Source organism: Rhodovulum sp. DZ06, from assembly GCF_050586345.1.
In the GTDB taxonomy this organism is placed as follows: domain Bacteria; phylum Pseudomonadota; class Alphaproteobacteria; order Rhodobacterales; family Rhodobacteraceae; genus JBOCEF01.
On the sequence record NZ_JBOCEF010000007.1, the window covers coordinates 1 to 23,964 of the forward strand.

The window sequence follows — 23,964 nt, forward strand, 5'->3', positions numbered from 1 at the left end:
CCCCCCCCCCCCCCCCCCCCCCCCCCCCCCCCCCCCCCCCCCCCCCCCCCCCCCCCCCCCCCCCCCCCCCCCCCCAGGGGGGAGCAGAAAACCCCCGCCGCAATGCTGGGGAAGGGATCAGGCGCGGGACATCCAGTCGAGCCAGCGCAGCTGCACCGCCTCGGCGTTCTCGCCCCACCAGGCCTCGTCGATCTGGATGTTCCTGGCGGCGTTCTCGGGATAGCCGGGCAGGTTCTTCGCCAGCGTCTCGGGGATGTCGCCGTAGATGGTGGTGTTGGCGACGTTGAAGGGCATGGCCGAGGCGTATTCGCGCATCCCCTCGGGCTGCATCATCCAGGCGATCAGCTTCATCGCCTCCTCTCGGCCCGGCGCCTTGGCGGGGACGGTCCAGCAGGACTGCTCGATGATCGACTGGTTGAAGTGGTAGTCGGTCGGGCGGCCGGCGTCCTTTTCATCCTTCATGTTCATCCTTCATGCGCGACAGCGAGGCGCCGACGATGTCGACCTCGCCGCTCTGCATCAGCACGCCCCATTGCGAGGTCCGCTCGACCCACAGGTCGACCTTGTCGCGGATCGCGTCGCAGGCCTCGAACGCCTCGTCGATGTCCATCGGGTAGATGTCCTCGGGGGCCACGCCCGCGGCGAGCAGGGCGATCTCGAAGGTCGGGCGGGGCTGGGCGTAGAGGGCGCGGCGGCCCTTGAAGCGGGAGGTGTCGAACACCTCTTTCCAGGTCTGCGGGCCGTCCTTGCCGACGGTGTCGGTGTTCCAGGCGATGACGGTGGAGAAGGCGACGGAGCCGATGCCGTATGCGCGGATCGCGGCGGGGTCGATCGCCTCCTTCGGCACGATCGAGAACACGAGGTCGTAGTCGATCGGCGCCGGCAGGCCCTTGCGGGCGGCCTGGATCATCTGCGCGCCCTTGGTGTCGATCAGGTCCCATTCCACGTTGTTCACGCGGTCCATGACCTCGAGCTTGGCCATGTCCGGGATCGCGGTGGTCGAGGCGCCGATGCCGGTCGCATCGCTGAACGGGTCGAACCAGATCTTCTGCATCATGTCGGAATAGTTGCCGCCCCAGGTGCAGACGATCACCTCGCCGTCGCCGGCGAGCTTGTCGCCGACGGACTGGGCCAGGGCGCCGCGCAGCGAACCGGGGAGGGCGCCGAGGCCGCCGGCGGCGGCGAGACCGGCGAGGAGGGAGCGGCGGGAGGTGTCGAAGCTCATGGTGGGGGGTTCCTGCTGAAGAGGGTGGGAGGAGGAGGAGGAGCGGGAGGGAAGGAGGGGGCCGCGCGTCCCGTGGTCCGGGGCCGCGCGGCGGGACGGGGCGATCAGGAGGCCATGACGTGGCCCGCGGCGGGATCCCAGTGGTCCTTCATCAGCGCCCCGACGCCCGGGGCGGCCGCGTCGCCGCCGGTCCGGCGGGTGGCGACGACCGTGCCGGCGACGGTCTCGAGTTCGAGCCGCAGGATGGCGCCGAGGAAGCGCGCGTCGGTCACCCGCCCGTCGAGCGCCCAGTCGGGGGCGTGGGCGTCGGGGGCGGCGTCGCCCGCTTGCGCCAGGCGCACCTGTTCGGGGCGCACGCACAGCACCGCGCGGCCCTCGCGCCGCTCGGGAAGGGGCAGGGGGCGCCCGGCCACGGTCAGCGCCGCGCCGCCGGCGGTGCCGTGGAACAGCTTGCTCTCGCCGAAGAAGCCGGCGACGAAGCTGTTGGCGGGGCGCTGGTAGAGGTCCTTCGGCGTCGCGACCTGCTGGATCTTGCCGTGGTTCATCACCGCGACCCGGTCGGACATGTTCAGCGCCTCTTCCTGGTCATGGGTGGCGAAGATCACCGTCTGGCCCAGCTCGCGCTGAAGGCGGCGGATCTCGGTCTGCATGTGGCCGCGCAGCTCGCGGTCCAGGGCGGCGAGCGGCTCGTCCATCAGCAGCGCCCGCGGATCGAAGCTGATCGCCCGGGCCAGCGCCACGCGCTGCTGCCGGCCGCCCGACATGTCGCTGATGCGGCGGTCGGCGAAGTCCTCCATGTGCACCTTGGCCAGCGCCGCGCGGGCGCGCCGCTCCCGCTCGGCCTTCTTCACGCCGCGGGCGCGCAGCGGGTAGGCGACGTTCTGGAGCACGTTCATGTGCGGGAACAGGGCGTAGGACTGGAACACGACGCCGATGTCGCGCTGGTGCGGCGCGGTGCGGGAGATGTCGCGGTCCCCCGGCATCAGCCGCCCGGCGTCGGGGGCGATGAACCCGGCGATGAGCATGAGCAGCGTGGTCTTGCCGGAGCCCGAGGGCCCGAGGATGGTCATGAACTCGCCCGGCTTGATCGTCAGGTTCACGTCCGAGGCCGCGGCCTTGTCGCCGTAGTACTTGGACAGGCCCTGGAACTGGATGCCGAAGCCGTGGATGTCGGCGGGGGCGGCGGGCGCGCGGGCGTCGGAGGTGTCGAGCATGGGGGGCCTCTGGGCGGTGGAAGGGGCGAGCAGCGGCGGCTCGCAATCGGTCGGCGCGGGGGAGCGGAGCGCGGCCCGGGGGACGGGCGGCGCGGCCTCGGCCGTCGCGGCGGCGGAGAGCGAGCGCGGCGGGCGCCCGACCCCGGGCGCGGCGGCCGCCGCCGCCCGGCGCGGCAGGCGGATCCGGCGCCGGGCCGCGTCGAGGAGCGGCAGCCCCGCCACCAGGAAGAACTGCGCCGAGGCGATGGCGGTGATCGTCTTGTCGAGGCCGTTCTGGGTGATGCTCTCGTAGATCTTGCGCGGCAGCGTCTCGAAGCGCGGACCGGCCAGCAGCTGCGCCAGCACCACCTCGTCGAACGAGAAGATGAAGGCGAAGACGGCCGAGGCGAGGATCGCGGGGGCCGGCAGCGGCAGGGTCACGGTGAAGAGGGTGCGCAGCGCCCCGGCGCCGAGCGAGGCCGAGGCCCGTTCCAGCGCGGGGTCGAGCGAGGCGAGGCGCGCGACCAGCGGCATCACCACGAAGGGCAGCACGATCATCGCGTGGGCCAGCGCCAGCGGCCAGGCGACCCCCAGCAGCCTGAGCTGGGCGAAGATCATGTAGAACCCGACCCCGATCACCATGATCGGCACGATCATCGGCGCGATGAAGAAGATCTTCAGCAGCTCGGCCAGGCGTCCCCGGGTGCGGTGCACCGCCAGCGCCGCGGGCGCCCCGATCAGGATCGCGAAGCCGGTGGCCATCGCGGCGACCTGGAGCGAGAGCAGGGCCGCCCGGCTCCAGCGCCGGTCGGTCGCGAGGTTCTCGTACCACTCGAACGAAAGCCCCTCGGGCGGGAAGGACAGCGCGGCGCCGGGCCCGAAGCTGACCGGGATCATGATCAGCACCGGCGCCATCACCAGCAGCAGCAGCGTCCAGCCGTAGATCCCGAGGACCCGGCGCGCGCGGGGGGTGGTCGGCACGTCCATCAGGATTTTCCCTTGTAGATGCGGTCCACCCCGGCGACGCGGTTGAACACCGGCAGGATCGCGAGGCAGATCACCAGCAGCGCCATGGCGGTGGCGGCGGCGAGCTGGAGGTCCCCCAGCTCCTGGATCTGATCGCGGATGGCGAGGGTGATGGTCGGCGTGCGCCCGCCCCCGAGGATGGCCGGGGTGATGAAGAAGCCGAAGGCGAGGATGAAGACCAGCATCGCGCCCGCGGCCAGGCCGGGCGCCGAGAGCGGCAGGTAGACCTGCCGGAACGCCTTGAACGGCGAGGCCCCCAGCGACAGCGCGGCCCGCGCATAGGCCGGGTCGATCGCCTTCATGCCCGGGACCAGGGTGATGATCATGAAGGGCGGCAGGATGTGGATCAGGCCGATATAGACGCCCGTCTCGTTGTACACGAGCCGCAGGGGCGAGGAGATCAGGCCGGTCCCGGTCAGGATGTCGTTCACCACCCCGTTGCGCTGCAGGATCACGATCCAGCTGAAGGTCCGCGCCAGGAAGGACAGCCGCAGCGAGATGAACAGCGACACCGCCATCCATTTCGCGAAGCGCCCGGGGATGTTGGCCATCATGTAGGCGATGGGACAGGCCGGCGCGGCGCAGGCGGCGGTCACCCAGAAGGACAGCTCCAGCGTGAAGCCCAGCAGGCGCAGGTAGACCGGCGCCATCAGCCCGCGATAGCCGTCGAGCGTGACGGTCCCGTCGCCGGCGTCGACGCTCATCCACATCAGGACCACGAGGGGCGTGACGAACATCGCCGGCATCGCCAGCACCGGCAGGACCAGGAGCGAGAGCGTGGTGCGGCGGCTCTGCCGTTCCCACGCGGACAGGGCGGGGCGGGGGCGGGGCGCGGCGGCGGGCTGGCCCGCCTCCGTCCCGGCCGCCGCGGCGGCGTCGAGGCTCATGGCGCGTTCCCCCCCCGTCACGCGGCCATGGCGTCCACGGCCATGCGGCCGCGGTCGACGATGATCCGGCCGTCCAGCTCCAGCGAGGCGTCGCGCAGCGGGATGTCCACGTGGCAGGCGGTGTCGTTGGTCCCGCCCAGCTCGGTGTTGGGGCCGAGCGAGAACAGCACGTTGCCGAAGAAGCTCAGGTTGTTGACCCCGATCTCTCCGTCGCGGGTGCGGCTGAGCTGGTTGTCGTACCAGTGGGCCGAGGGCGGCAGGCCCCAGCCGATATGGGAGATGGCGTAGGCGCGCTCGTCCTCGAAGCTGGCCATGAAGTCGCGCAGCAGGGCGGCGTCCATGCCCGGGCCCGCGATGTCCTGCACCGCGCCGTCCCTGATGGTCAGGGTGATCGGGTTTTCGACGTTGCGGCGGAAGCAGTTGAGGATGTCGCCGGGCTGGATGACGACCGTCCCATCGACCTTGCCGTCCCAGGCCTGGGAGAGGACCTGGCCGGCGCCCATGTGGTCCCAGCGGCCCGGCTTGTCGGTGTAGCCGTACTGGGTCATCGCCCGGTAGCCGCCCATCTCGAAGGTGCAGTCGGCGCCCGCCTCCGAGAAGATCCGCAGCTTGCGGGCCTGGCCGAGCAGGCTTTCGCCGTGCTCGACCCGGCGGCGCAGCTCGGTCGTGGGGAAGTTGCGGGCGAGGATGTCGAAGGGTTCGCGCACGAAGAGGATGCGGGTCCCGGTCGCGCAGATCTCGTCCTGTTCATGGCTGAACAGCATCCCCATGACGTCGACCAGCAGGTCGGCCTTCTTCAGCGCCTCGATCGCGGCGCGGTTGCCGGCGATCGCGGTCCGCCCCGTCAGGGGGCGGTTGTCGCGGAAGGGGCGGGGGGGCACGTTCACCTGGTAGCCCTCGACGCCGAGATCCCGGGCGGCGAGCAGGAAGGCCTCGGCATAGTCGCGCCGGATCGAGCCTTCGGAGAGGACCGCGAAGGTCTCCCCCTGTTTCAGGGCGCAGAGCTCCAGCTGTTCGCGGAAGACCTGCACCATTTCATGCTGGCTGTACTGCATGCCGGGCCTCACATGCCCGCGACGCGCTTGGCGCGCTCGACCATGCCGGAGCGGTCGAATTCGGTGAACAGGCGCTCGCGCAGGCGGGGGGCGGGGGTCGCGTTCACGTTCTCGAACAGGGCGACGCGGCCCGCGAGGCCCGAGGTGGTGAGGTCCCAGATGAAGTTCATCAGCTGCTCCTTCTCCATGCCCGTGCAGCCGCGCCCGGGCAGCAGCTCCTCGAGGTGGTGCTTGATGTCGGGGTTCTCGAAGGAGGCCTTGCCGAAGCGCATCACCAGGCCCTGGCCGCGCATGTCCTGCAGGGTGTGGATGACGTTCGGGTAGCGCGAGACGCCGTAGAGGCGCCCGGCGGTGATCATCGAGACGTCCGGGCCGAGCACGCCCGAGGGCATCTCCTGCGGGTTCGCCTCGGCGGCCACGAGGAAGGCTTTCAGGGCGCGGTTGAACTCGACGATCTCGCCCAGCATCCCCTTCACGGCGGGGATGCCGTCGGCGCCGAGGATCCGGGTCACCATCTCGGCGCAGCCCACGTAGATCTCGGATTTCACCATCAGGCGGGTGAGGATGTGCCAGTGGGCCCAGAGCGTCGCCTTGCCCGAGAGGCCGAGCACGTCGGCGTCGCCGAGGTTGAAGATGCGGTGTTTCGGGACGAAGACGTTGTCATGGATGACGAGCTGGTCGGCCTCTTCGCCCTTGTGGTTGAGCGGGTGGTCGAACGGGTCGGCATGGGGTTCGGACAGCATCTCGCGGCTGACCAGCTTGATGCCGTCGGAGGCGATGGGGACCGAGCCCCAGATGCAGGCCTCGGGCGGGGCGCCCGGTTAGCCGAGATTGGTGAAGATGATCTCGTCCGCCTGGGCGGCGACGGAAGCGACGGACTTGGCGCCCGAGATGTAGACGCCGTCCCTGGTGGTCTTCACGACCTTCAGCAGCGAGGCCGCCTGCGCCATGGGCGAGGAGCGGTCGTTCTGCGGGCCGGTGAGGGATTCGGCGGCCGTGAGCTGCCTGGCGCGGCCTTCCTCGATGAAGCCGAGGATGTTCTCGTAGAAATCGGGCCGGCAGTCGTCGAAGGCCGACTTCACGTCCTTGAACAGGGGCGCCTGCGCGCCGATGCCCATGACGATGGTCGGCCCGAGATCCGGCGGCCGGCCGAACACGCCCGCCGTCTTCTCGGCGGTGTATTCCATCATCTTGCGGCGGCCCTTGACGTCCTCGACCGTCCGCGTCTCCATCCAGGCGCGCGAGGAGCGCAGCCCGGTCTTCGGGTCGATGCAGGTGGTCGCGTCCTCGTATTCCGGGGTGAAGGCGTCGTCGAACATCGAGGCGATCAGCTCGATCCCCGCGGCGAGGCCGGGTTCGTCGAACACGGTGTCGAGCTTCTTGCCCGTGACCCGGACCTGGCGGCCGTCCTTCAGCCCTTCCTTGAACTGGGCGCCGGTGCGCAGGTTGGACGTCTTGGCGTCGGCGGGGGTGGGGAGGGAGCCATCCATGGTCGGTTCCTTGTCAGCGGGGGGAGGGGCGGCTCGTGGGGGGACCGCCGGGTTGCAACCAAACGCTCACCCATGGCTGGCAGATCTATCAACCAAAATGACCCGGTGGAGTCAAATTTTTTGCCCAAGGCGCGATCTTTCAAACCAAGGGCGCCTGGTTACTAGGCTCGGAAACCGGGCGTTCCGCGGCCTGAATCGATGATTAATCGTTTAAAAACAATGGTTAGAAGAAAGCTTTCCGCATCTGCACGCGATTTTATCGAAATCAGTGCGCCCGACCGGCGCCACCCAAATGCTGGTCCGAATCGCTGATTCCCACCGGTTTGGTTGAAAAGGGTTGATGAACCATCCGCGCCGTGGTTGGCTGAGTCCCGACCCCCCGCCGCCCCCCGTCGGCGGCATGTGCAGGAGCGCAGAGAGCGATGACCACGACCCCCGGCGCCCGGGCGGCGCTCGAGACCGAGCTGCGCCGCATCCTGACCCGCGAGGGCGCGCTGCCGCCCGAACGCCGCCTGTCCGAACGCCTCGGGGTCAACCGCTACCAGCTGCGCGTCGCCCTGCGCGCCCTGCGCGCGGCGGGCGAGGCCCCCGCCGGGCGCGCCCGCGCCCGCGCCCCGGCCGGGCCCCCTCGGCGCCCGCCGCGGTGCTGCGCGACACCTCTCCGCCCGAGCTGTGGGAGCTGCGGCTGACGCTGGAGCCGGCGATCGCCCGGATGGCGGCGCTGCGGGCCACGCCCGACCAGCTCGCCGCCATCGCCCGCATCCACGCCGCCGCCGACCCGGCGCGGTTCGACCTCGAGGGCGACATCGCCTTTCACCGCGCGGTGGCCGAGGCGAGCGGCAATTCGCTCTTCGCCTGGCTGGTCGACGCCGTCACCGGCTTCACCCGCGACGGCGGCTTTCGCATGCAGCTTCCGGCCTTCACCGAGGAGACCGGCTGGCGGCGCCACGACGCGATCCTCTCGGCCATCCAGCGGCGCAGCCCGGCCGAGGCCGAGGCCGCGATGCGCGCGCATCACGAGGCGATCCACCGCTGGCTCTCGGGCTTTTCCGACTGACCCGTCCCTTCCCCCCCCTCGCGGGAGCAGACCCCATGCGCGCCTCCCCCGACCCCGATCCGACCACGCCCGCGGCGGCCGATCCCGGGCTGATGTTCCGCGAGGCGATGCGCCGCCCCGCCAACGCGGTCGCGGTGATCGCGGCCCGGGACGGCGCGCGCCGCGCGGGCCTGACGGCCACCGCCGTCTGCTCGCTGTCGGACGCGCCGCCGTCGCTGCTGGTCTGCGTGAACCGCGCCGGCCCGGCGCTGGAGACGATCCGCGCCGCGGGCCGGTTCAGCGTCAACTACCTGACCGAGGCGCAGGTGGAGCTTGCGGCGCTGTTCGCGGGCCGCGCGGGCCGGTTCGGGGCCGAGAAGTTCGACGAGGGGGCCTGGATCGAGGGGCCGGACGCGGCGGGAGAGGCCGGGGCGCCGATGCTCTCGGGCGCGCTCGCGGCCTTCGACTGCGTGCTGGAGGAGGTGGTCGAGCACGCCACCCACGCGATCCTGATCGGCCATGTCGCGCGGCTGACGGTCGAGGAGACGCCCGGCTCGCTGGTCTACAGCGCCGGGGGGTTCTGCGCGGCGACGCCGCTGGACGGGGCGGGGCGCGCGGCCTGAGGGCGGCGCCGGACGGGCCGCTGCGCCGGGGGCCTCAGCCCCCCGGCGCCGGGGCGGTCGCCAGCGTGGTCGCCGCCGCCAGCGGCGCGCCGCAGGGCGCGTGCAGGACGGTGCGCGCCCGGCGGCCCGACGCCGCGCTCGCGGCCCGCACGGCCGCGCCGGCGGCGGGGTTGCCCAGGTAGACCACGCGGCGCGCCCGCACCCGGGCGAACGGCCCGGCGCCCCGGCCCGCGCCGCGCCGCAGCGCCGCGGCGGCCAGCGCCGAATAGGCCGGGAAATACAGCAGCCCGACCGCGTTGAAATCCCGCTCGGGGCAGGGGTGCAGCACCGCCTGCGGGACGGGCGGCGGGGCCGCGCGCAGGCGCCGCGCCTCCCGCCCCGCCGCCGCCCCGAGCGCCATCAGCCCCGGACCGGCGGGCGGCGGCGCGATCGCGGCGGCCGGGGGGCGCGCGGCCAGCCGCCCCGCCCGCGGGTCATGGGCCACGAAGGCCGAGATCATGCGCAGCCGCGCGACGGCGCGTCCCCGCGCCGAGAGGACATGCTCGGACCCGATCCGCCCGGCCGAGACCCGCCCGAGGGTCGAGCGCAGCGACAGCTCGGCCCCCAGCAGCGCGGCCCCGAGCCCGTCCCGCGGGTCCATCGCCAGCTCGGTCGCGCAGAAGGCGGCGTAGAGCGGCCGGCCCTGCGCGTCCTCGAACGCGCCCTCGGCCCGGCCCATGGCGCGCGACAGCATCGCCCAGTGGCGGTCGCCGCCCTCGCGCAGGACCCAGTCCTCGGCCAGCCCCGAGGGCGACAGGTGCGGCATCCCGAGGGTCATCCGCCCCAGCATCCCCGCCGCGCGCAGGTCCCCGGGGGCGCTCATGCCCCGGTTCCCGTGCGGGCGGGGGCGCGGGCCGCCCGCTCGGCGATGCGGTCGGCGAGGAAGGCGGCGTCCTCGGCGATGCCGAGGAACCGGCCCGAGCCCCAGGTGTTCAGCCAGCCGAGGCCGAGGAAATGCAGCCCCGGCGCCGCGGTGACGCCGCGGTCATAGACCGGGCGGCCCTTGGCGTCGAAGACGTCCGCCTCGATCCACGCGTAATCGGGGCGGAAGCCGATGCACCAGAGGACCGAGGTGATGCCGAGCGCGGCGGCGTCGGCCGCGATGCGCTCCTGCGCCGGGGCCCAGAGCTTTTCGAAGGGCGGCTCCTCGGGCGCGTCGATGCCCTGCGCGGCGATCCAGCCGTCGATGGCCTCGCGGATGCCGAGGTAACTGGCGTCTGCATCGTCGAGGTTCTTCGCCAGATCGGGCGCGAAGGAAAGCGCGGTTCCGTCCATGCCGGTGAGCGAGCCCCAGAGCTCGACGCCGTGGTCCAGATGCCAGCGGCGCAGGTCGATCTCCTTCCCGCCGTCGCGGCCGGACATGTAGTGGTTGGTCTTGTGGACGGCGGCCTCGGGGTCCGGGTGCTCGCGGATGGTCATGGCGTAATGGCCCATGTCGTGGAGCCAGTCGGTGGCGTCGCGGCCCCGGTACTTGCGCGGGGAGCGCGGGGCGGGGCCGACGGCGAGATGCACCTGGCGGCCGTCGCGCACGAGGTCCTCCATCAGCTGCACGCCGGACTGGCCGGTGCCGACGATGAGCGTCGCGCCCTCGGGCAGCTGCGACGGGCGGCGGTAGTCGCGGCTGTGCATCTGGGTGATGGACGGGTCCAGCGCGCGGGCATAGGGGGGCGTGATCGGCTCGTCATAGCCGCCGGTGGCGATGACCACCTGGCCCGCGATCCAGTCGCCGCGGTCGGTCTCGACCTTCCAGGCGGCGCCGTCCCGGGCGACGCGGGTGACGGTCACCCCCTCGTGCAGGGGGAAGTCGTGGCGGGCGCGGAAACGGTCGAGATAGTCGGTGATTTCGTCTTTCAGCATGAAACCGTCCGGGTCGTCGCCGTCATAGGGATGGCCGGGCAGGCGGCACTGCCAGTTGGGGGTGACGAGGCAGAAGCTGTCCCAGCGGTCGCGCTTCCACGACCGGAACGCGACGTCCTTTTCCAGCACCACGTGGGGAATGCCGCGGGCGAGCAGTTCCGCGGAGGCCGAGAGCCCGGCCTGGCCGCCGCCGACGATGACGACCTCGGTTTCCTGGCGGGGGGTGGGGGCGAAGTCCTTCATGGCGGGGCCTTTCATTGGATGGAGACGCAGAGGATGCGCGCGTCCTCGGGGCAGGCGGCGGCGCGGGCCTCGATCCGGTCGAGCGACGCCATGGCGCGGCTGCAGCGGAAGCCGTATTTGCGCTCGACCCGGCCCGAGGCGCGCTCGAGCCCGATGCGGGCGCGGGCGAGGAAGTCGGAGAGCGGGTAGGCGGCGCCGGGGGCGAACATCTCGGCGATGACGGAGGAGGGGGAGTAGCAGGGCTCCTCCGTCCCGTCGGGCCAGCGGAAGGTGACGATGGTTTCAGGCATGGGCGGTGTCAGTCATGGAGACCCTCCGGGCGGGCGAGGCCGAGATAGGGCTCGGCCGCGTGGTTCCAGAACAGGGCGGAGGCGGGGCCGTGGAGGAGGCGCAGCTCGGCCCCCGGCGTGACGGCGCCGATCACGTCGGCGGCGAGGCCCCGGGCCCGGGCGCGGGAGAGGATTTCGGGCGCGTCGGCGGGGGCGGCGGTGAGCAGGAAGCCGAAGGAGGGGAAGGCGCGCAGCCAGCGTTCCAGCGGCACGCCTTCCGGCGGGCGCACCGCCGACAGGTCGATGGACAGGCCGACCCCCGACGCCTCGGCCAGCATCAGCGCGGTGCCGACGAGGCCGCCCTGGCTGACATCCTTGCCCGCGCGGGTGAGGCCGGCTTCGGAGAGCTGGGGGAGGAGGTCCAGATCTCCGCGCAGGCGGGCATGGGGGGCGTCGAGCGCGGCGCACCAGTTGTCGAAATTGCGGAACCCGCCGCGGTGGTCGGCGAGGGCGATGAGCGCCTCTCCGGGCTTTGCCGCGTCGCCGCGGATGGGGGCGGCGGCGCGGCCCATGACCGAGACGGCGAGGCCGGGCTCGGCGGCGGAAAGGTTGGTGTGGCCGCCGACCAGCGGCACGCCATAGGCCTCGGACGCGTCGCGCAGACCGCGCAGGAGCGGGGCGGCGGCCTCGGCCCCCGGGGCCCAGACCTGGTCCACGAGGGCGACGGCGCGGCCGCCCATGGCGGCGATGTCCGAGAGGTTGACCATCACCCCGCACCAGCCCGCGAACCAGGGGTCGTCGGCGACGAAGGCGGGAATGAAGCCCTCGCCCGCCAGCAGGTCCCAGCCATGGGCGGCGGGGATCAGCGCCGCGTCGTCCCCGGGCGCGCCGGGGGAGGCGGGGGTGAGGCCGAGCGCGCGGGCGGCGTCCGCGATGCAGAGCTTGGAGCGGATCGACGGGTGGGCGCGCAGGCGGGCGACGAGGGCGGGGAGGTCGGCGGCGGGCGTGGGGGCCGAGCCGGTCATGGCGACGGCGGTCATGACGCGCGCCTGCGGCGGGCGAGAGCGAGGCGCCCGGCGCAGGGATCCTCGACCGGGGTGAAGCGGGGCAGGAGGGCGCGCATCCGCGCATGGGGGGCGCCGTGGAGGGAGACCTCTTCCTCCACCTCCCAGCCGATGCGGCGGAAGAGGGGGATGTTGCGGGCCTGCACATGCGCCAGGAACGTCCCGCAGCCCCGGGCCATCGCCGTGCCGACCGCGAGGCGGATCAGCTCGGTCCCCAGCGGCCCCACCCGGCGGCAGCCCGGCGCGACGGCGAGGCGGGAGCCCCACCACGCGCCCCGCCGCGCCGCGTGCAGGCGGACGGTTCCGACGACCTCGTCCGCCTCGGAGGCGATGGTGGAGAGGGCGACGAGGGTGATGGCGCGCTGGTCGATGGCGTCGCGGTCATGGGGGGCGAAAAGGCCCTGCTCCTCGACGAAGACCCGGTGGCGGAGGGAGGCGGCGCCGCCATGCTCCCACCCCGCGCTGGCGGCGCGGATGATGTAGCCGGGGCAGATGAAGGCGTGGGGATCCTCGACGATCATGGCCGGATCCCCAGCTTTTCATAGGCCGAGAGGGCCGAGCAGGCGCCGCAGCGCCCGCAGCCGGCCTTGATCTCGGTCGCGCGCATCCCGGAGGCGAGGATCATCTGCGCAAGGGGGGCGAGGATGCGGGCCATGAATTCGGGGCGCGGGGCGGGGCGGGATTCCAGCGGGGTGCCGGAGATGGGGACGAAGGGGACGACGAAGGGGTAGACGCCGATGGCGCAGAGGCGCTCGGCGGTGCGCAGGATGGCCTCTTCCGTGTCGCCCAGCCCGGCGAGGATGTAGGTGGAGACCTGGCCGCGGCCGAAGACCTCCACCGCCGCTTCGAAGCTGTCCCAGTATTTCGAGAGGGGGACGGAGGCCTTGCCGGGCATGATCTCGGCGCGAACCTCGGGCGTGACGGCTTCAAGGTGCATCCCGAGGCTGTCGGCCCCGGCCTCGTGCATCCGCCGCAGCCAGGAATCGTCCTCGGGGGGCTCGCACTGCACCTGGATCGGCAGGTCGACGGCGGCCTTCACCGCGGCGGCGCTTTCCGCCAGCACGGCGGCGCCGCGGTCGGGGCCTTTCGGGGTGCCGGTGGTCATGACCATGTGCTTGACGCCGTCGAGCTCCACCGCCGCTTTCGCGACCTCGGCGAGCTGCGCGGGGGTCTTGCGGGCGATGGTGCGCCCGGCGGCGAGGGACTGGCCGATGGAGCAGAACTTGCAGGTCTTCTTGCGGCTCTCATACCGGATGCAGGTCTGCAGCACGGTGGTGGCGAGCACGTCGCGCGAATGGAGCTGCGCGATATGGCCGTAGGGGATGCCGTCGGCGGTCGACAGGTCGGTGAAGCGGGGTTTGGCGGGGAAGGCGGCCTCGGCCAGCGGGGCGCCGTCCTTGAGGATGCGGGCGCGGCCCTTTTCGTCGGGGGCCTCGACCAGGTAGGGGCTGTCGAAGGCGGGGGCGGTGTGGACGGGGACCATGACGGTCATCCCGTCGATGGTGACCGCCTTGTGGTCCGAGGGGCCGGCGCCGCCGCGGCGGCTCTCGGCCCCCGCGCGCGGATCGACGAGGCGCATGCCGCGGGTCTGAAGGTCGGTGATCAGGGTGTGGACGGTCATGCCTGCGCCTCCTTGTGGATCTCGTGGCGGGTTTCGTGGCGGGTCTTCGCGGGGGAGGCGTCGTGGAGGAGGGAGAGGATCTCGGGCCGCGCGTAGTGGCCCACGCTGTCCATCATCCGCTTGCGCTTCTGGATCAGGCGCATGTCGAGATCGGCGATAAGGATCCCCTCGCCCTCGGTCAGCGGCGGGACGACGTGGCGGCCCTCGGGCGAGATGATGCAGGTCATGCAGCCGCCGCGCAGGCCGGGCTGGAGGGCGGGGTCCTCGGTGACCGAGGCGATCTGCTCTTCGGTCAGCCAGCCGGTGGCGTTGACCACGAAGCAGCCGGATTCGAGGGCGTGGTGGCGCATGGTGACCTCGATCTGCTCGGCGAAGATCGGGCCGACGAGGCTCCCCGGGAACTGGGCGCAGTGGATCTGTTCGCCCTGGGTCATCAGGGCGTAGCGGGCGAGGGGGTTGTAATGCTCCCAGCAGGCCAGCGCGCCGATGCGGCCGACGGCGCTTGGCACGGTGCGAAGGCCGGCGCCGTCGCCCTGACCCCAGACCATGCGCTCATGATAGGTGGGGGTGATCTTGCGGCGCTTGAGGAGGAGGGTTCCGTCGGCGTCGAAGATGAGCTGGGCGTTGTAGAGCGAGCCGCCGTCGCGTTCGTTGATGCCGATGCAGGCGCAGAGATTGAGGCGGCGGCAGGCGTCGGAGAGCGCGTCGGTTTCCGGGGACGGGACGGCGACCGCCTCGTCCATCAGGTCCATGTGCGGGGCGCCCTGGCGGACGGGGGGGAGGACGAAGCTGAAATAGGGATAGGCGGGGATGAAGGTCTCGGGGAAGACCACGAGCTCGGCGCCCTTCGCGGCGGCCTCCTCCATCGCGTTCAGCACCCGGGCCATGGTGCCGGCGCGGCTGGTCAGCTCGGGGGCGATCTGGACCGCGGCGACGCGGACCGTGCTGTCGGTCATGGGGGCTCTCCTTGGCGGGCCGGGGGGAGGGGCGCTTGGGGTCCGGCCCCGGGGGGGGCGGGGCCGGATTGTCTGCATTCAATCTGCGCGTCGTCGGCAGGGTCAGACGGTCCAGGTGTCGAGGATGACCGCGTTCGCCTTCTTGTGCAGAAGGATGCAATCGAGGACGTCCTGCGGGGCGATCGGGGTGATGCCGGGCAGCAGCGACGGCTCGCCATGGCCGTAGAGGGCCTGGAGCGCGAAGCGGCAGGCGAAGACCTTGCCGCCCTCGCCCATGAACTTCTTGAGGTTCACGGCGAAGTTCTGGTGGCCGGGGAACGCCTCGTCGCCGAGGGTGGGGAAGCCGCGCTGGATCCCGAGGGTCACGCCCGGGCCGTAAAGCAGGATCGAGGTCTCGTAGCCTTTGCGATTGAGGCGAATCGCGTTCAGGATGTTGACGAGGCCGATGGAGCCTTCGAAGGCGACGGTGTGGAAGGTCACGAGGGCTTTCTCGCCCGGCTCGGCCTTGACGTCCTCGAAGACTTTCTCCTCGTAGTCGACGAAGACGTCGCCGTCCTTGTGCTTGGGGATGGTGATCTCGGGCATGTCGGTCCTCTTGCTGTCCGGGGCGGGGCGGACGGCGCGTCCGGCCCCTGTGACAGCAGGATGGGCCGGGGAAATTGACCGCATCAATTGATGCATACAAAAATCCAGACAAAAAACCGGGGGTTGGGCGGCGTTTCGCCCGCAAAAGCGCCGCGCTGCACCGCAAAAGGGCAGGCCGTTGAAGCACGAAACGACTCTGTGGAATTGAATCGGCGGAAAATGCAGTCAATCGCGCTTCAATTTCCCGGCGGGGCGGGGTAACGATACGGTCCCGACCCCACCGCCCGACCCGGCCGAGAGACGAGAGACGCGCGCATGACCTGGACCCCTGGCCCCGCCGAGGACGGCGCGCCGCGTTACCTCGCGCTCGCCGACGCCATCGCCCGGGACGTGGAGACGGGGCGGCTGCGGCCCGGCGACCGGCTGCCCCCCCAGCGGCGGCTGGCGGAGCGGATCGGGGTGGACTTCACCACCGTCTCCCGCGGCTATGCCGAGGCGCGGGCGCGCGGGCTGGTCGAGGCGCATGTGGGCCGCGGCACCTTCGTGGCGGCGCGAAAGGCGCCCGAGGCCCCGGCGGACCCGCGCCGCGTCCAGGACCGGGACCTGACCATGAACCTGCCGCCCGAGCCGCAGGACCCCGAGCTGCTGGCGCGGATGCAGGGCGGGTTGGCGGCGGTCAGCCGCGACCTGGTGGGGCTGCTGCGCTACCAGTCCGCCACCGGGGGCGTGGTGGACAAGGAGGCCGCGTCCTCCTGGCTGTCGATGCGCGGCATGGCCCCGAGCCTGGAGCGCGTCGCCATCACCCCGGGCGCGCACCCGACGATCTTCGCGATCCTGATGCAGCTGGCGAAACCCGGCGACGTGATCCTGTGCGAGGCGGTGACCTATGCGGGCATCCGCGGCATCGCCGCGCGGCTGGGGCTGCGGCTGGTGGGGATCGAGGGCGACGCCGACGGCATCCTGCCCGACGCGCTGCGCGAAGCGGCGCGCGCGCACGGGGCCAGGGCGCTCTACCTGAACCCGACGCTGAACAACCCGACGACGCGGACCATCCCCGAGGCGCGGCGGCTGGAGATCGCCGCGGCGCTGGAGGAGCTGGACCTGCCGCTGATCGAGGACGACGCCTATGGCTTCATCCCCCAGCACGCGCCCCCCGCGCTGGCGACCATGGCGCCGGGGCGGGTCTGGCACGTGGGCGGGCTGGCGAAATGCATCGGGGCGGGGCTGCGGCTGGCCTATACCGTGGCGCCGGACCCGCGGGCGGCGCGCAAGCTGGCGCGCTGCCTGAAGACCACCAACGTCATGCCCTCGCCGCTGTGCATGGCGCTGGCGACGCGCTGGATCCAGGACGGCACGGCGGACGCGATCCGCCGCTTCATCCGCGCCGAGACCGCGGCGCGCCAGAAGATCGCCGCCGAGCTGCTGCAGGGCGCGGATTTCGACGCTGACCCGAACGCGTTCAACATCTGGCTGCGGCTGCCGCCGGGCCGGGGCCGGGCGCAGGCGGCGGGGCTGCTGGCCGCGACCGGGATCGGGGTGATGCCCGCCGACGCCTTCACGGTGGAGGGCGCGCCGCAGGAAGCCCTGCGCATCTGCCTGGGCGGCGACGCCAGCCGCGCGGGCGTCCACGCCGCGCTGTCGCTGCTGGCCGAGGCGCTGGACCCGCATTCCTGGTACGGCTGACGCCAGCCGCCCGCGCCCCGTCCGCCCGCCGCCCCGGCCTCAGCCGTCGGCGAAGCGGGGCAGGATGAAGTCCGGGCGCACCCCCTCGGCGGCGCAGAGCGCGAGGCGCGCGGCGTCGTCGATCCCGTCATGGATCCCGGTGCGCACCAGCGCGCCGCGGAACCCGAGGGTCGCGGCCCCCTTCAGGTCATGCGCCGGGCTGTCGCCGATGCACAGCACCCGCGCCGGGTCCGGGGCGCCCAGCATTCGGTGCGCGATCTCGTAGACCGGGCGGTGCGGCTTGCCGATCATCTCCACCGCGCCGCCGAACCCCTCGTAGAGCTGCGCGATGCGGGCGGGGCCGAAGCTGCGCCCCGCCGGGGTCAGCATCACCATGTCGGGATTGGTGCACAGGCAGGGAACCCCGCGCGAAGCGGGGCCGCGCAGCAGGTCGGCATAGGCGTCGAGGCCCAGCTCGTCCCCGCGGCTGCCCGAGATCAGCACCAGCTCGGCCGCATCCGGGTCGTCGGTCGGAACCAGGTCCAGGCCCTCGGTCTCGGACCCGTCGCCGACGCGCGAGACGACCAGCACCCGCGCCCCGGGGCGCAGCGCGCCGCCGATGCGGGCGCGCAGCATCCCGTGCGCCGCCTCGCCCGAGGAGAGCACCGTCTCGAAGCTGCCGCGCCCGAAGCCGAAGGACAGCAGCCGGTCGATATTGGGCTGCGCCCGGCGGCCGGAGTTCGACAGCAGCAGCACCCGCGCCCCGGTGGCGGCGAGGGCGGCGAGGGCGGCGGGCGCCGAAGGGTAGGCGCCGGTCCCGTCGAGCAGCACCCCGAACTGGTCCACCAGGAAGGCGTCGAAGCGGCCATGCAGGGCCGCGAGGCCGGGCAGGATCTCGGTCATGCGCGGCCCCCGCGCCCGGCCCCGCCCGCGGCCCCGCCCACGGCTTCGCCCGCGGCCTTGCCCGTCACCCCGGCGCGGGCGCGCCTGGCGGCGCCGACCGCGGCCTCGACCGCGCGGGCCGGTTCCATGGGAACCCCGAGGCGCCGCTCCCGGATCCGGGTCCAGGCGGCGTTGCGCGCCCCGCCCCCCACCGTGCGCACCGCGCGCAGCGGCGGGGCCCCGAGCTCGGCCAGCCGCCGGTAGCCGAGCGCCTCGATCCCCGCGATCCCGTCCAGCAGCCCGTGCAGGAACGCCGCGCCGCCTTGCGGGCGCGGGTCCAGCCGCGGGGCGAGGGCGGGGTCGTTGATCGGGAACCGCTCGCCCGGGCGCGCGAGGGGGTGATAGTCGAGGCCGCTGTCCGTCTCGGGGTCGATGGCGGCCGAGAGGGCGGCGAGCGCCTCGGCGTCGAAATGCGCCAGCAGCGCGCCGCCGCCGGAATTGGACGCCCCGCCCGCGAGCCACATCCCGAGGACGCGGTGGGAATAGATGCCGTATTCAGGGGCGAAGATCGGCCGGTCCGACAGGATCTTGAGCACCAGCGTGGTGCCGAGCGCCGTGACCCCGTCGCCCGGCGCCGCGGCCCCGGTGGCGAGGAACGAGGCGCAGCCGTCGGTGGCCCCGGCCACCACCGGCGTGCCTTCAAGGAGGCCCGACCAGGCCGCCCCCGCCGCGGAGACGGCGCCCGAGACCGCGCCCGAGGGGATCGCTTCGGGCAGCAGGGCGCGCGGCAGGCCCGCCGCGTCGATCCAGTCCGGCCAGGCCCCGGCCACGGGGTCGTAGCCGGTCTTGAGCGCGTTGCTTTCATCGCTGACCACCCGCCCGGTGAGGAGCGAGGCGATCCAGTCCGCCTGGTGCGCGATCATCGCCGGGGCGTGCCGGGCGGCGAGGTCGATGGCGCGGGCCAGCGGGCTCGTCGCGCCATGGGCCGCCGAGGTCGCGGGGGCGAGGGCGGCGATGCGGGCGACGGCGGCGGCGTCCGCGGCCCGCTCGTCATACATCCGCCCGTCGCCGAGCGGATCGCCCGCGGCGTCCAGCGCCAGCACGGCGCCCGAGGTGCCGTCCACCGACACGCCCCTGATGCGGGCCGGGTCGACCTGCGCCGCGACGGCGCGCAGGGCGGCCTGCGCGGCCCCCTTCCAGGCGGCGGAATCGGCGCGGCGGGCGCCGTGATCGGCCATGGCGGCGCGGGTCTCGGCGATCACGCGGCCCCGCGCGTCGATGGCGGCGGCGCGGGCGCCCGAGGTCCCGAGGTCGAGCCCGAGGAACAGGTCGGGCGCGGCGGCGGGCGCGGCGGCGGGATCTGCGTCAGTCGGCATTGAGGGCCTTGCGGTATTTCTCGGCGTCCCAGTCGAGCAGCTCGGCGTCCTGGGCGGGGGTCAGGGTGCGGATGGCGGCGCCGGGCGCGAGGCGCGAGAGCACGTCCCACAGGCAGCGCGCAAGGATCAGCGCGCCCTCGGAGGCGCCCTCGCGCAGCAGCGCGCCCGCGCCGGGGACCAGCAGGAAGGGCGGCGGCGGCGCGCCCGCGGCGGCGCGGCGGGCGGCGGCCCCGGCGGCGGTCTGGCCGGGGCGCAGCGCCTCGGCGCCGGGGCCGCAGAAGATCACGTGATCGGGGTAGAGGCTCCCGGCCGTCGCCGCCGCCAGCAGGCGCGGGTCGAGCGCCAGCGTGTGCAGCGGATCCGCCGCGCCCGCCGGGGCGTAGCCGCCCCCCGCCGCCGCCGCCAGCGCGGGCAGGTCGGGCGCGAGGGGCGCCGCCGGGGCCGCGGGGGCGAGGCGGGCCGAGACCTCGCGCAGCCGCGCCTCGGCCTCCTCCACGCTGTCCCCGGCCGCGAGCAGCCCGTGATTGCCGAGCACGGCGACCGCGGCGCCCGGGCCCCTCGCGTCCAGCACCGCGCCGGCGAGGCGCGCGCCCGGCTTGATATAGGGCGGGAAGCGCCAGTCGAGGCCCGCGAGCCGTTCGGCCAGCGCCGCCTCGGCGTCTTCGCGGATGGCGAAGGCGATGGTGTTGACGCAGTGGACATGCAGCACCACCCGCTGCGGCAGGGCGGCGTGGAGCGAGGTCTCGATCGACGGGCGCAGCCCGCCCCCGGCCAGCAGGAAGTCCTGGGTGCGGTCGGCGGCCTCGGGGTCGGCGGCGAGGGCGCGGGTGATGGCGGCGGCGTCCACGGGGACGAAGATGTCGCGCGCCTCCGCCTCGGCCAGCCGCGTGCCGCTGGCCTTGATCCACATGGTCCCGCCATCCTTGACCGAGGTGTTGCCCCCCGCGGCCTGCACCAGCAGCGGGTCGCGCCCGAGGGCGGCGGAGCGCGCGACGAGGGCGGGGAAATCGGCGGGCCGGGCGGGGGCGGGGCCGCCGGGGGCGGCGGCGGGCGTGTCGGCGGTGCTCATGCGGTGAACTCCAGCGCGCCCTGCCACCAGTCGGCGAAGGCGGCCTTCTCGGCCTCGTCCAGGTGCAGCCCGTGCTTGGTGCGGCGCACCAGCACGTCCTCGGGGGTCCGCGCCCATTCGCGGGCGCGCAGGTGGCGCGCCTCGGCGGCGTAGAGGAGCCCGCCGAAATGGGGCCCGAGATCCTCGACCGAGCCCGCGTCCCCGATCACCTGCGCCGCGCGGGCGCCGTAGAGGCGGGCGTAGTGGCGCAGCAGCGCGCGCGGCGCCCAGGGATGCGCCTCCTGCAAGCTTTGCAGGAAGGCGGGGAAATCGGCGCCCGGGATGTCGCCGCCGGGCAGGGGGGCGGAAGCGGTCCAGGCGGGCTTCAGGCCGGGGAAATGGGGCGCGAGCCGGTCCATCGCCGCCTCGGCCAGCTTGCGGAAGGTGGTGATCTTGCCGCCGAACACGTTGAGCAGCGGCGCCCCCCCGCGTCGTCCATGTCCAGCACGTAGTCCCGTGTGACCGCCGAGGGGTTGCCATGCCCGTCATCATAGAGCGGGCGGACCCCCGAGAAGCTGTGCAGCACGTCCTCGCGCCGCAGCTGCTGCTTGAAATAGCGGTTCACGGCGGCGATCAGGTAGTCGATCTCGGCCGCGTCGATCTCCACCTCGCCGGGGGCGCCGTCATGGGCGATGTCGGTGGCGCCGATCAGGGTCTTGTCGCCTTCATAGGGGTTGATGAAGATCACCCGCCGGTCGTGGTTCTGCACGAGATAGGCCTGCGGCCCGTCCCAGAACTTGGGCGTGACGATGTGGCTGCCCTTGACCAGCCGCACGTTGCGGGCGGAATTGCCGCCCGCCACGCGCCCGATCACGTCATTGACCCAGGGGCCTGCGCAGTTGACGGCGGCGCGGGCGGTCACCTCGCGCGTTTCGCCGCCCGGGCCGGCCAGGGTGGCGCGCCACAGCCCGCCCTCGCGGCGCAGCGAGGCGACGGCGGTGCGGGTCAGGATCTCGGCCCCCTTCTCGGCAGCATCCAGCGCGCAGAGGGCGACCAGTCGGGCGTCGTCGACCCAGCAGTCGGAATATTCGAACCCCCTGGTGTAGGCGTCCTTGATCGGCGCCCCTTCCGGGTCGCGGCGCAGGTCGAGGCTGCGGGTCCCCGGCAGCTTCTTCCGCCCCCCGAGGTGGTCGTAGAGGAACAGCCCCAGCCGCACCAGCCAGGCGGGCCGGTCGCCGGGCGAGTGCGGCAGCACGAAGCGCATCGGCCAGATGATGTGCGGGGCGGCGTTGAGCAGCACCTCGCGCTCGATCAGCGCCTCGCGCACCAGGCGGAACTCGTAATATTCGAGATAGCGCAGGCCGCCATGCACGAGCTTGCCGGAGCGCGAGGAGGTGTGCTCGGCCAGGTCGTCCTTTTCGGCCATCACCACCGACAGGCCGCGGCCGGCGGCGTCGCGGGCGACCCCGGCGCCGTTCACGCCGCCGCCGATCACCAGCAGGTCGACGGGCCGGCTGTCGGCGGCGGGGGCGGCGGCGTCCATCATGCCGCGCGTCTCCTCCGTCACCCGCGGGTGCATCGACAGCACGTCGGACTGCGCCAGGACCTCCTCGAAGCCGACCAGCTCCACCCCCGCGGCGGCGTCCTCGGGGGCGAGCTGCACGTAAGGATCGCAGACCAGGATGCGGCAGCCGAAGGGGCGCAGCAGCTTCACGACGCGGCTGCCGATGGCGCCGTAGCCGACGAGGCCCACGGTCATCTCGGACAATTCGAGCCCGGTGACGTCGGCGCGGTAGAGGTCCCCGCGCCAGGTCCCGGCGCGCAGCGCCTCGTGCCCCTCGCGGATGCGGCGGGTCTCGGCCAGGATCGCGCCGATGGTGAACTCGGCCACCGCCGAGGCGTTGCGCCCCGGCGTGTTGACCACCTTCACGCCATGCTCCCCGGCGGCCTTCATGTCGATATTGACCGGCCCGCCGCGGGAGACGGCGATCATCTCCAGCCCCGGCAGCGCCTCGAACATGGCGCGGGACATGGGGGCGAGGTGGGTGACCAGGATCTCGGCGTCGCCGATGAAGGCGGTCACCTCCTCGGCCGCGCCCATGTATTCCTTGAGGCCGTCCATGCCCGGCACGGCGTATCCGTGCTCCATCGGCTCGTCCGGCCAGGGCTGCTGCAGGCGGCGGATCTCGACGCCCGCGCCGCAGGCCGCGCGCAGCTTGTCCTCGAACACCTCGGGCAGCATGAATCGGTCGCCGATCACGGCGATGCGCTTGGTCATCACGGGGTCCCCCGGGTTGCGGCCAGCCCGCGCCAGACGGGCGGGAGCGCGTCGCGCGCGGCCAGGTAATGCGGTTTCAGGGCGGTGTAGAGGGCCGAGAGCGCCGGGTCCGGCGCCTCGGGCCGGGTCAGCAGCGGGGCGACCCAGGCGTCGATGCAGGCCTGCATGTCCAGGTAGGCGCCGATGGCGACGGCGGCGGTCATCGCGGCGCCCGCGGCCCCGGCCTCCTCCCGCTCGCAGCGGCGCACGGGGACGCCGAGCGCGGCCCCGAGGATGCCGCGCAAGCCGTCCGAGCGCGCGGCCCCGCCCGAGAGGCGGATCTCGGCCGGGACCGGCCCCATGGCGGCGTAGCAATCGGCGGCGGCGAGGGCGAGCCCCTCGACCGCCGCGCGGGCGAGGTCGGGGAAGCGGTGGCCCGAATTCAGCCCGATGAAGGAGGCGCGGGCGGCGTCCTCGACGATCGGGCCGCGCTCCCCGGCCTCGGAGATATAGGGATGGTAGAGGATCCGCCCCGGTTCGGCGGCCTCCAGCCAGCGCGACAGGCGCCCCAGCAGGGCGGGGCGGTCCACCGGCGCGCCGAAATCGGCCAGCAGGTCCGCGGCGAGGTCGAGCAGCCGGTCGATGTTGAGCGTGGCGGCCATGTTCGACTGCAGCTGCGCGGCGCGCCCCTCGATCGGCAGCAGCATGACATAGCCGGTGCGGTCCGGGTTGGGGGTGAAATCGCCCGGCGCGATGCAGCGCGCATGCATCCCGGTGGAGCCGATGATCGAGCAGCCCGCCGCCCCCGTCCCGGTGAAGATCCCGCCCCCCAGCAGCATGCAGGCGACGTCGACATAGCCGAGGCTGACCGGCAGGCCCGCGCGCAGCCCGGTGGCGGCGGCGGCTGCGGCCGAGAGGGGCGCGGTGTCGCGCGCGCCGTCCATGATCTCGGGCAGAAGGCGGCGCAGCGGGCGCAGGCCGAGCGCGTCGATCACCGCCTCGTCATGGGTGCGGGTGCGGAAATCGCCGAAGGTGAAGCAGGTCTCGGACGGGTCCGAGACGCGCAGCCCCGTCAGGCGCAGGAACAGGAAATCCCTGGGGTGGAGGGCGCATTCGGCGCCCTCGAGCAGGTGCGGCAGGCGGCTTTGCATATGCGCCAGCTGCGCGCCCTGCTGGCAGCAGTTGAGGCCGGTCCCGGTGGCGGCGTAGCGCGCCGCGTCGGCGCCCTGCGCGCGCAGCGCCCGCACGGTGGGGGCGGAGCGGCTGTCGAGCCAGATCCACCCCTCGCCCACCGGCGCGTCGTCCTTGCCGACGAGCCAGGTCCCGTCCCCCTGCGCGGTGACGGCGAGGGCGGCGGCGCGGGCGGCCAGCCCCCCGACCTTCCCGGACAGCGCCCGCAGCGCGTCCGCGGCGTCGGCCCAGGTGGCGTCCTGGTCCTGCACCGCCGCGCCGTCCGGGCGGGTGACGTAGCGGTTGGGGACCGCGGCGGCCGCGACCTGACGGCCCGAGAGGTCGAAGGCCACGGCCTTGATGACCGAGGTCCCGGCGTCGAGGCCGATCAGCAGCTCGC

The 23,964-nt window shown here is 73.4% G+C and carries 22 protein-coding genes and 3 pseudogenes; 4 read left to right on the forward strand and 21 right to left on the reverse strand.

What is annotated here, in order from left to right; translation table 11 throughout:
- Positions 1-117 precede the first annotated feature (117 nt).
- The 7 genes and pseudogenes from ACQ5SO_RS04810 to ACQ5SO_RS04840 form a co-directional block, all read right to left on the reverse strand.
- On the reverse strand, positions 118-462 hold the full coding sequence (locus ACQ5SO_RS04810; protein ID WP_430940445.1) for an extracellular solute-binding protein: 345 nt from the start codon (positions 460-462) through the stop codon (positions 118-120).
- Positions 452-1,225 (reverse strand): extracellular solute-binding protein, encoded by a 774-nt coding sequence (locus ACQ5SO_RS04815; RefSeq protein ID WP_430940446.1) that lies wholly within the window; start codon positions 1,223-1,225, stop codon positions 452-454. Before ACQ5SO_RS04815 ends, ACQ5SO_RS04810 begins: the two co-directional genes overlap by 11 nt.
- A gap of 104 nt (positions 1,226-1,329) precedes the next feature.
- On the reverse strand, positions 1,330-3,405 hold the full coding sequence (locus ACQ5SO_RS04820) for an ATP-binding cassette domain-containing protein (RefSeq protein ID WP_430940447.1): 2,076 nt from the start codon (positions 3,403-3,405) through the stop codon (positions 1,330-1,332).
- Positions 3,405-4,331 (reverse strand): ABC transporter permease, encoded by a 927-nt coding sequence (locus tag ACQ5SO_RS04825; protein WP_430940448.1) that lies wholly within the window; start codon positions 4,329-4,331, stop codon positions 3,405-3,407. Before ACQ5SO_RS04825 ends, ACQ5SO_RS04820 begins: the two co-directional genes overlap by 1 nt.
- A 17-nt stretch (positions 4,332-4,348) precedes the next feature.
- Positions 4,349-5,386, reverse strand: a complete 1,038-nt coding sequence (locus tag ACQ5SO_RS04830) for a leucyl aminopeptidase (protein ID WP_430940449.1) — start codon at positions 5,384-5,386, stop codon at positions 4,349-4,351.
- 8 nt (positions 5,387-5,394) lie between these two features.
- A complete protein-coding gene (locus ACQ5SO_RS04835; protein ID WP_430940567.1) occupies positions 5,395-5,997 on the reverse strand; it encodes a 4-hydroxyphenylacetate 3-hydroxylase C-terminal domain-containing protein in 603 nt (200 codons plus the stop codon).
- A 30-nt stretch (positions 5,998-6,027) separates the two neighbouring features.
- Positions 6,028-6,876 (reverse strand): annotated as a pseudogene (locus ACQ5SO_RS04840) (4-hydroxyphenylacetate 3-hydroxylase N-terminal domain-containing protein); the annotation flags it as partial.
- A gap of 422 nt (positions 6,877-7,298) precedes the next feature.
- Between ACQ5SO_RS04840 and ACQ5SO_RS04845 the strand changes: the two are divergent.
- From ACQ5SO_RS04845 to ACQ5SO_RS04855, 3 genes are read left to right on the forward strand one after another with little or no spacing between them, the layout of a single operon-like run.
- A complete protein-coding gene (locus ACQ5SO_RS04845; RefSeq protein WP_430940450.1) occupies positions 7,299-7,565 on the forward strand; it encodes a hypothetical protein in 267 nt (88 codons plus the stop codon).
- Entirely contained in the window at positions 7,520-7,933 is a 414-nt protein-coding gene (locus ACQ5SO_RS04850; RefSeq protein WP_430940451.1) for a FadR/GntR family transcriptional regulator, read from the forward strand. The genes ACQ5SO_RS04845 and ACQ5SO_RS04850 overlap by 46 nt, the downstream gene beginning before the upstream one ends.
- Before the next feature lie 35 nt (positions 7,934-7,968).
- Complete coding sequence (locus ACQ5SO_RS04855; RefSeq protein WP_430940452.1) at positions 7,969-8,535, forward strand: flavin reductase family protein; 567 nt, start codon at positions 7,969-7,971, stop codon at positions 8,533-8,535.
- Between the two features lie 34 nt (positions 8,536-8,569).
- Here the strand turns inward: ACQ5SO_RS04855 and ACQ5SO_RS04860 are convergent, their stop codons facing one another.
- From ACQ5SO_RS04860 to ACQ5SO_RS04895, 8 genes are all read right to left on the reverse strand, one after another.
- Entirely contained in the window at positions 8,570-9,397 is an 828-nt protein-coding gene (locus tag ACQ5SO_RS04860; RefSeq protein WP_430940453.1) for a Pnap_2097 family protein, read from the reverse strand.
- Positions 9,394-10,674 carry an MSMEG_0569 family flavin-dependent oxidoreductase gene (locus ACQ5SO_RS04865; protein WP_430940454.1) on the reverse strand — a complete coding sequence of 427 codons (1,281 nt, stop codon included), beginning with the start codon at positions 10,672-10,674 and terminating at the stop codon, positions 9,394-9,396. The genes ACQ5SO_RS04860 and ACQ5SO_RS04865 overlap by 4 nt, the downstream gene beginning before the upstream one ends.
- Positions 10,675-10,685: 11 nt before the next feature.
- Positions 10,686-10,964, reverse strand: coding sequence for an MSMEG_0570 family nitrogen starvation response protein (locus ACQ5SO_RS04870; protein ID WP_430940455.1), 279 nt, complete (start codon positions 10,962-10,964; stop codon positions 10,686-10,688).
- A gap of 8 nt (positions 10,965-10,972) precedes the next feature.
- Positions 10,973-11,983, reverse strand: coding sequence for a sll0787 family AIR synthase-like protein (locus tag ACQ5SO_RS04875; RefSeq protein WP_430940456.1), 1,011 nt, complete (start codon positions 11,981-11,983; stop codon positions 10,973-10,975).
- The gene (locus ACQ5SO_RS04880) at positions 11,980-12,528 is read right to left on the reverse strand and encodes an MSMEG_0567/Sll0786 family nitrogen starvation N-acetyltransferase (RefSeq protein ID WP_430940457.1); all 549 of its coding nucleotides are present in this window, start codon (positions 12,526-12,528) and stop codon (positions 11,980-11,982) included. The genes ACQ5SO_RS04875 and ACQ5SO_RS04880 overlap by 4 nt, the downstream gene beginning before the upstream one ends.
- On the reverse strand, positions 12,525-13,628 hold the full coding sequence (locus ACQ5SO_RS04885; protein WP_430940458.1) for an MSMEG_0568 family radical SAM protein: 1,104 nt from the start codon (positions 13,626-13,628) through the stop codon (positions 12,525-12,527). Before ACQ5SO_RS04885 ends, ACQ5SO_RS04880 begins: the two co-directional genes overlap by 4 nt.
- A complete protein-coding gene (locus ACQ5SO_RS04890) occupies positions 13,625-14,584 on the reverse strand; it encodes a Nit6803 family nitrilase (protein ID WP_430940459.1) in 960 nt (319 codons plus the stop codon). Before ACQ5SO_RS04890 ends, ACQ5SO_RS04885 begins: the two co-directional genes overlap by 4 nt.
- Before the next feature lie 102 nt (positions 14,585-14,686).
- Complete coding sequence (locus ACQ5SO_RS04895; RefSeq protein ID WP_430940460.1) at positions 14,687-15,169, reverse strand: MSMEG_0572/Sll0783 family nitrogen starvation response protein; 483 nt, start codon at positions 15,167-15,169, stop codon at positions 14,687-14,689.
- 315 nt (positions 15,170-15,484) lie between these two features.
- On the opposite strand from ACQ5SO_RS04895, the gene ACQ5SO_RS04900 reads away from it, so the two are divergent.
- Positions 15,485-16,852, forward strand: a complete 1,368-nt coding sequence (locus ACQ5SO_RS04900) for a PLP-dependent aminotransferase family protein (RefSeq protein ID WP_430940461.1) — start codon at positions 15,485-15,487, stop codon at positions 16,850-16,852.
- Positions 16,853-16,891: 39 nt separating this feature from the next.
- Here the strand turns inward: ACQ5SO_RS04900 and ACQ5SO_RS04905 are convergent, their stop codons facing one another.
- The 6 genes and pseudogenes from ACQ5SO_RS04905 to ACQ5SO_RS04930 all read right to left on the reverse strand — a co-directional run bounded on the left by ACQ5SO_RS04905 (position 16,892) and on the right by ACQ5SO_RS04930 (position 23,959).
- Entirely contained in the window at positions 16,892-17,734 is an 843-nt protein-coding gene (locus tag ACQ5SO_RS04905) for a TIGR01459 family HAD-type hydrolase (RefSeq protein WP_430940462.1), read from the reverse strand.
- Positions 17,731-19,089: an FGGY-family carbohydrate kinase gene (locus ACQ5SO_RS04910; RefSeq protein WP_430940463.1), complete on the reverse strand. Its 1,359-nt coding sequence runs from the start codon at positions 19,087-19,089 to the stop codon at positions 17,731-17,733. Before ACQ5SO_RS04910 ends, ACQ5SO_RS04905 begins: the two co-directional genes overlap by 4 nt.
- Positions 19,079-20,158 carry a class II aldolase/adducin family protein gene (locus ACQ5SO_RS04915; RefSeq protein ID WP_430940464.1) on the reverse strand — a complete coding sequence of 360 codons (1,080 nt, stop codon included), beginning with the start codon at positions 20,156-20,158 and terminating at the stop codon, positions 19,079-19,081. Before ACQ5SO_RS04915 ends, ACQ5SO_RS04910 begins: the two co-directional genes overlap by 11 nt.
- Positions 20,155-21,680, reverse strand: a pseudogene (locus ACQ5SO_RS04920) (glycerol-3-phosphate dehydrogenase). The gene ACQ5SO_RS04915 and the pseudogene ACQ5SO_RS04920 overlap by 4 nt, the downstream one beginning before the upstream one ends.
- Positions 21,681-22,415: pseudogene (locus ACQ5SO_RS04925) on the reverse strand (NAD(P)-dependent oxidoreductase); the annotation flags it as partial.
- On the reverse strand, positions 22,415-23,959 hold the full coding sequence (locus ACQ5SO_RS04930) for an FGGY family carbohydrate kinase (protein WP_430940568.1): 1,545 nt from the start codon (positions 23,957-23,959) through the stop codon (positions 22,415-22,417). The gene ACQ5SO_RS04930 and the pseudogene ACQ5SO_RS04925, both read right to left, overlap by 1 nt.
- Positions 23,960-23,964: the final 5 nt, after the last annotated feature.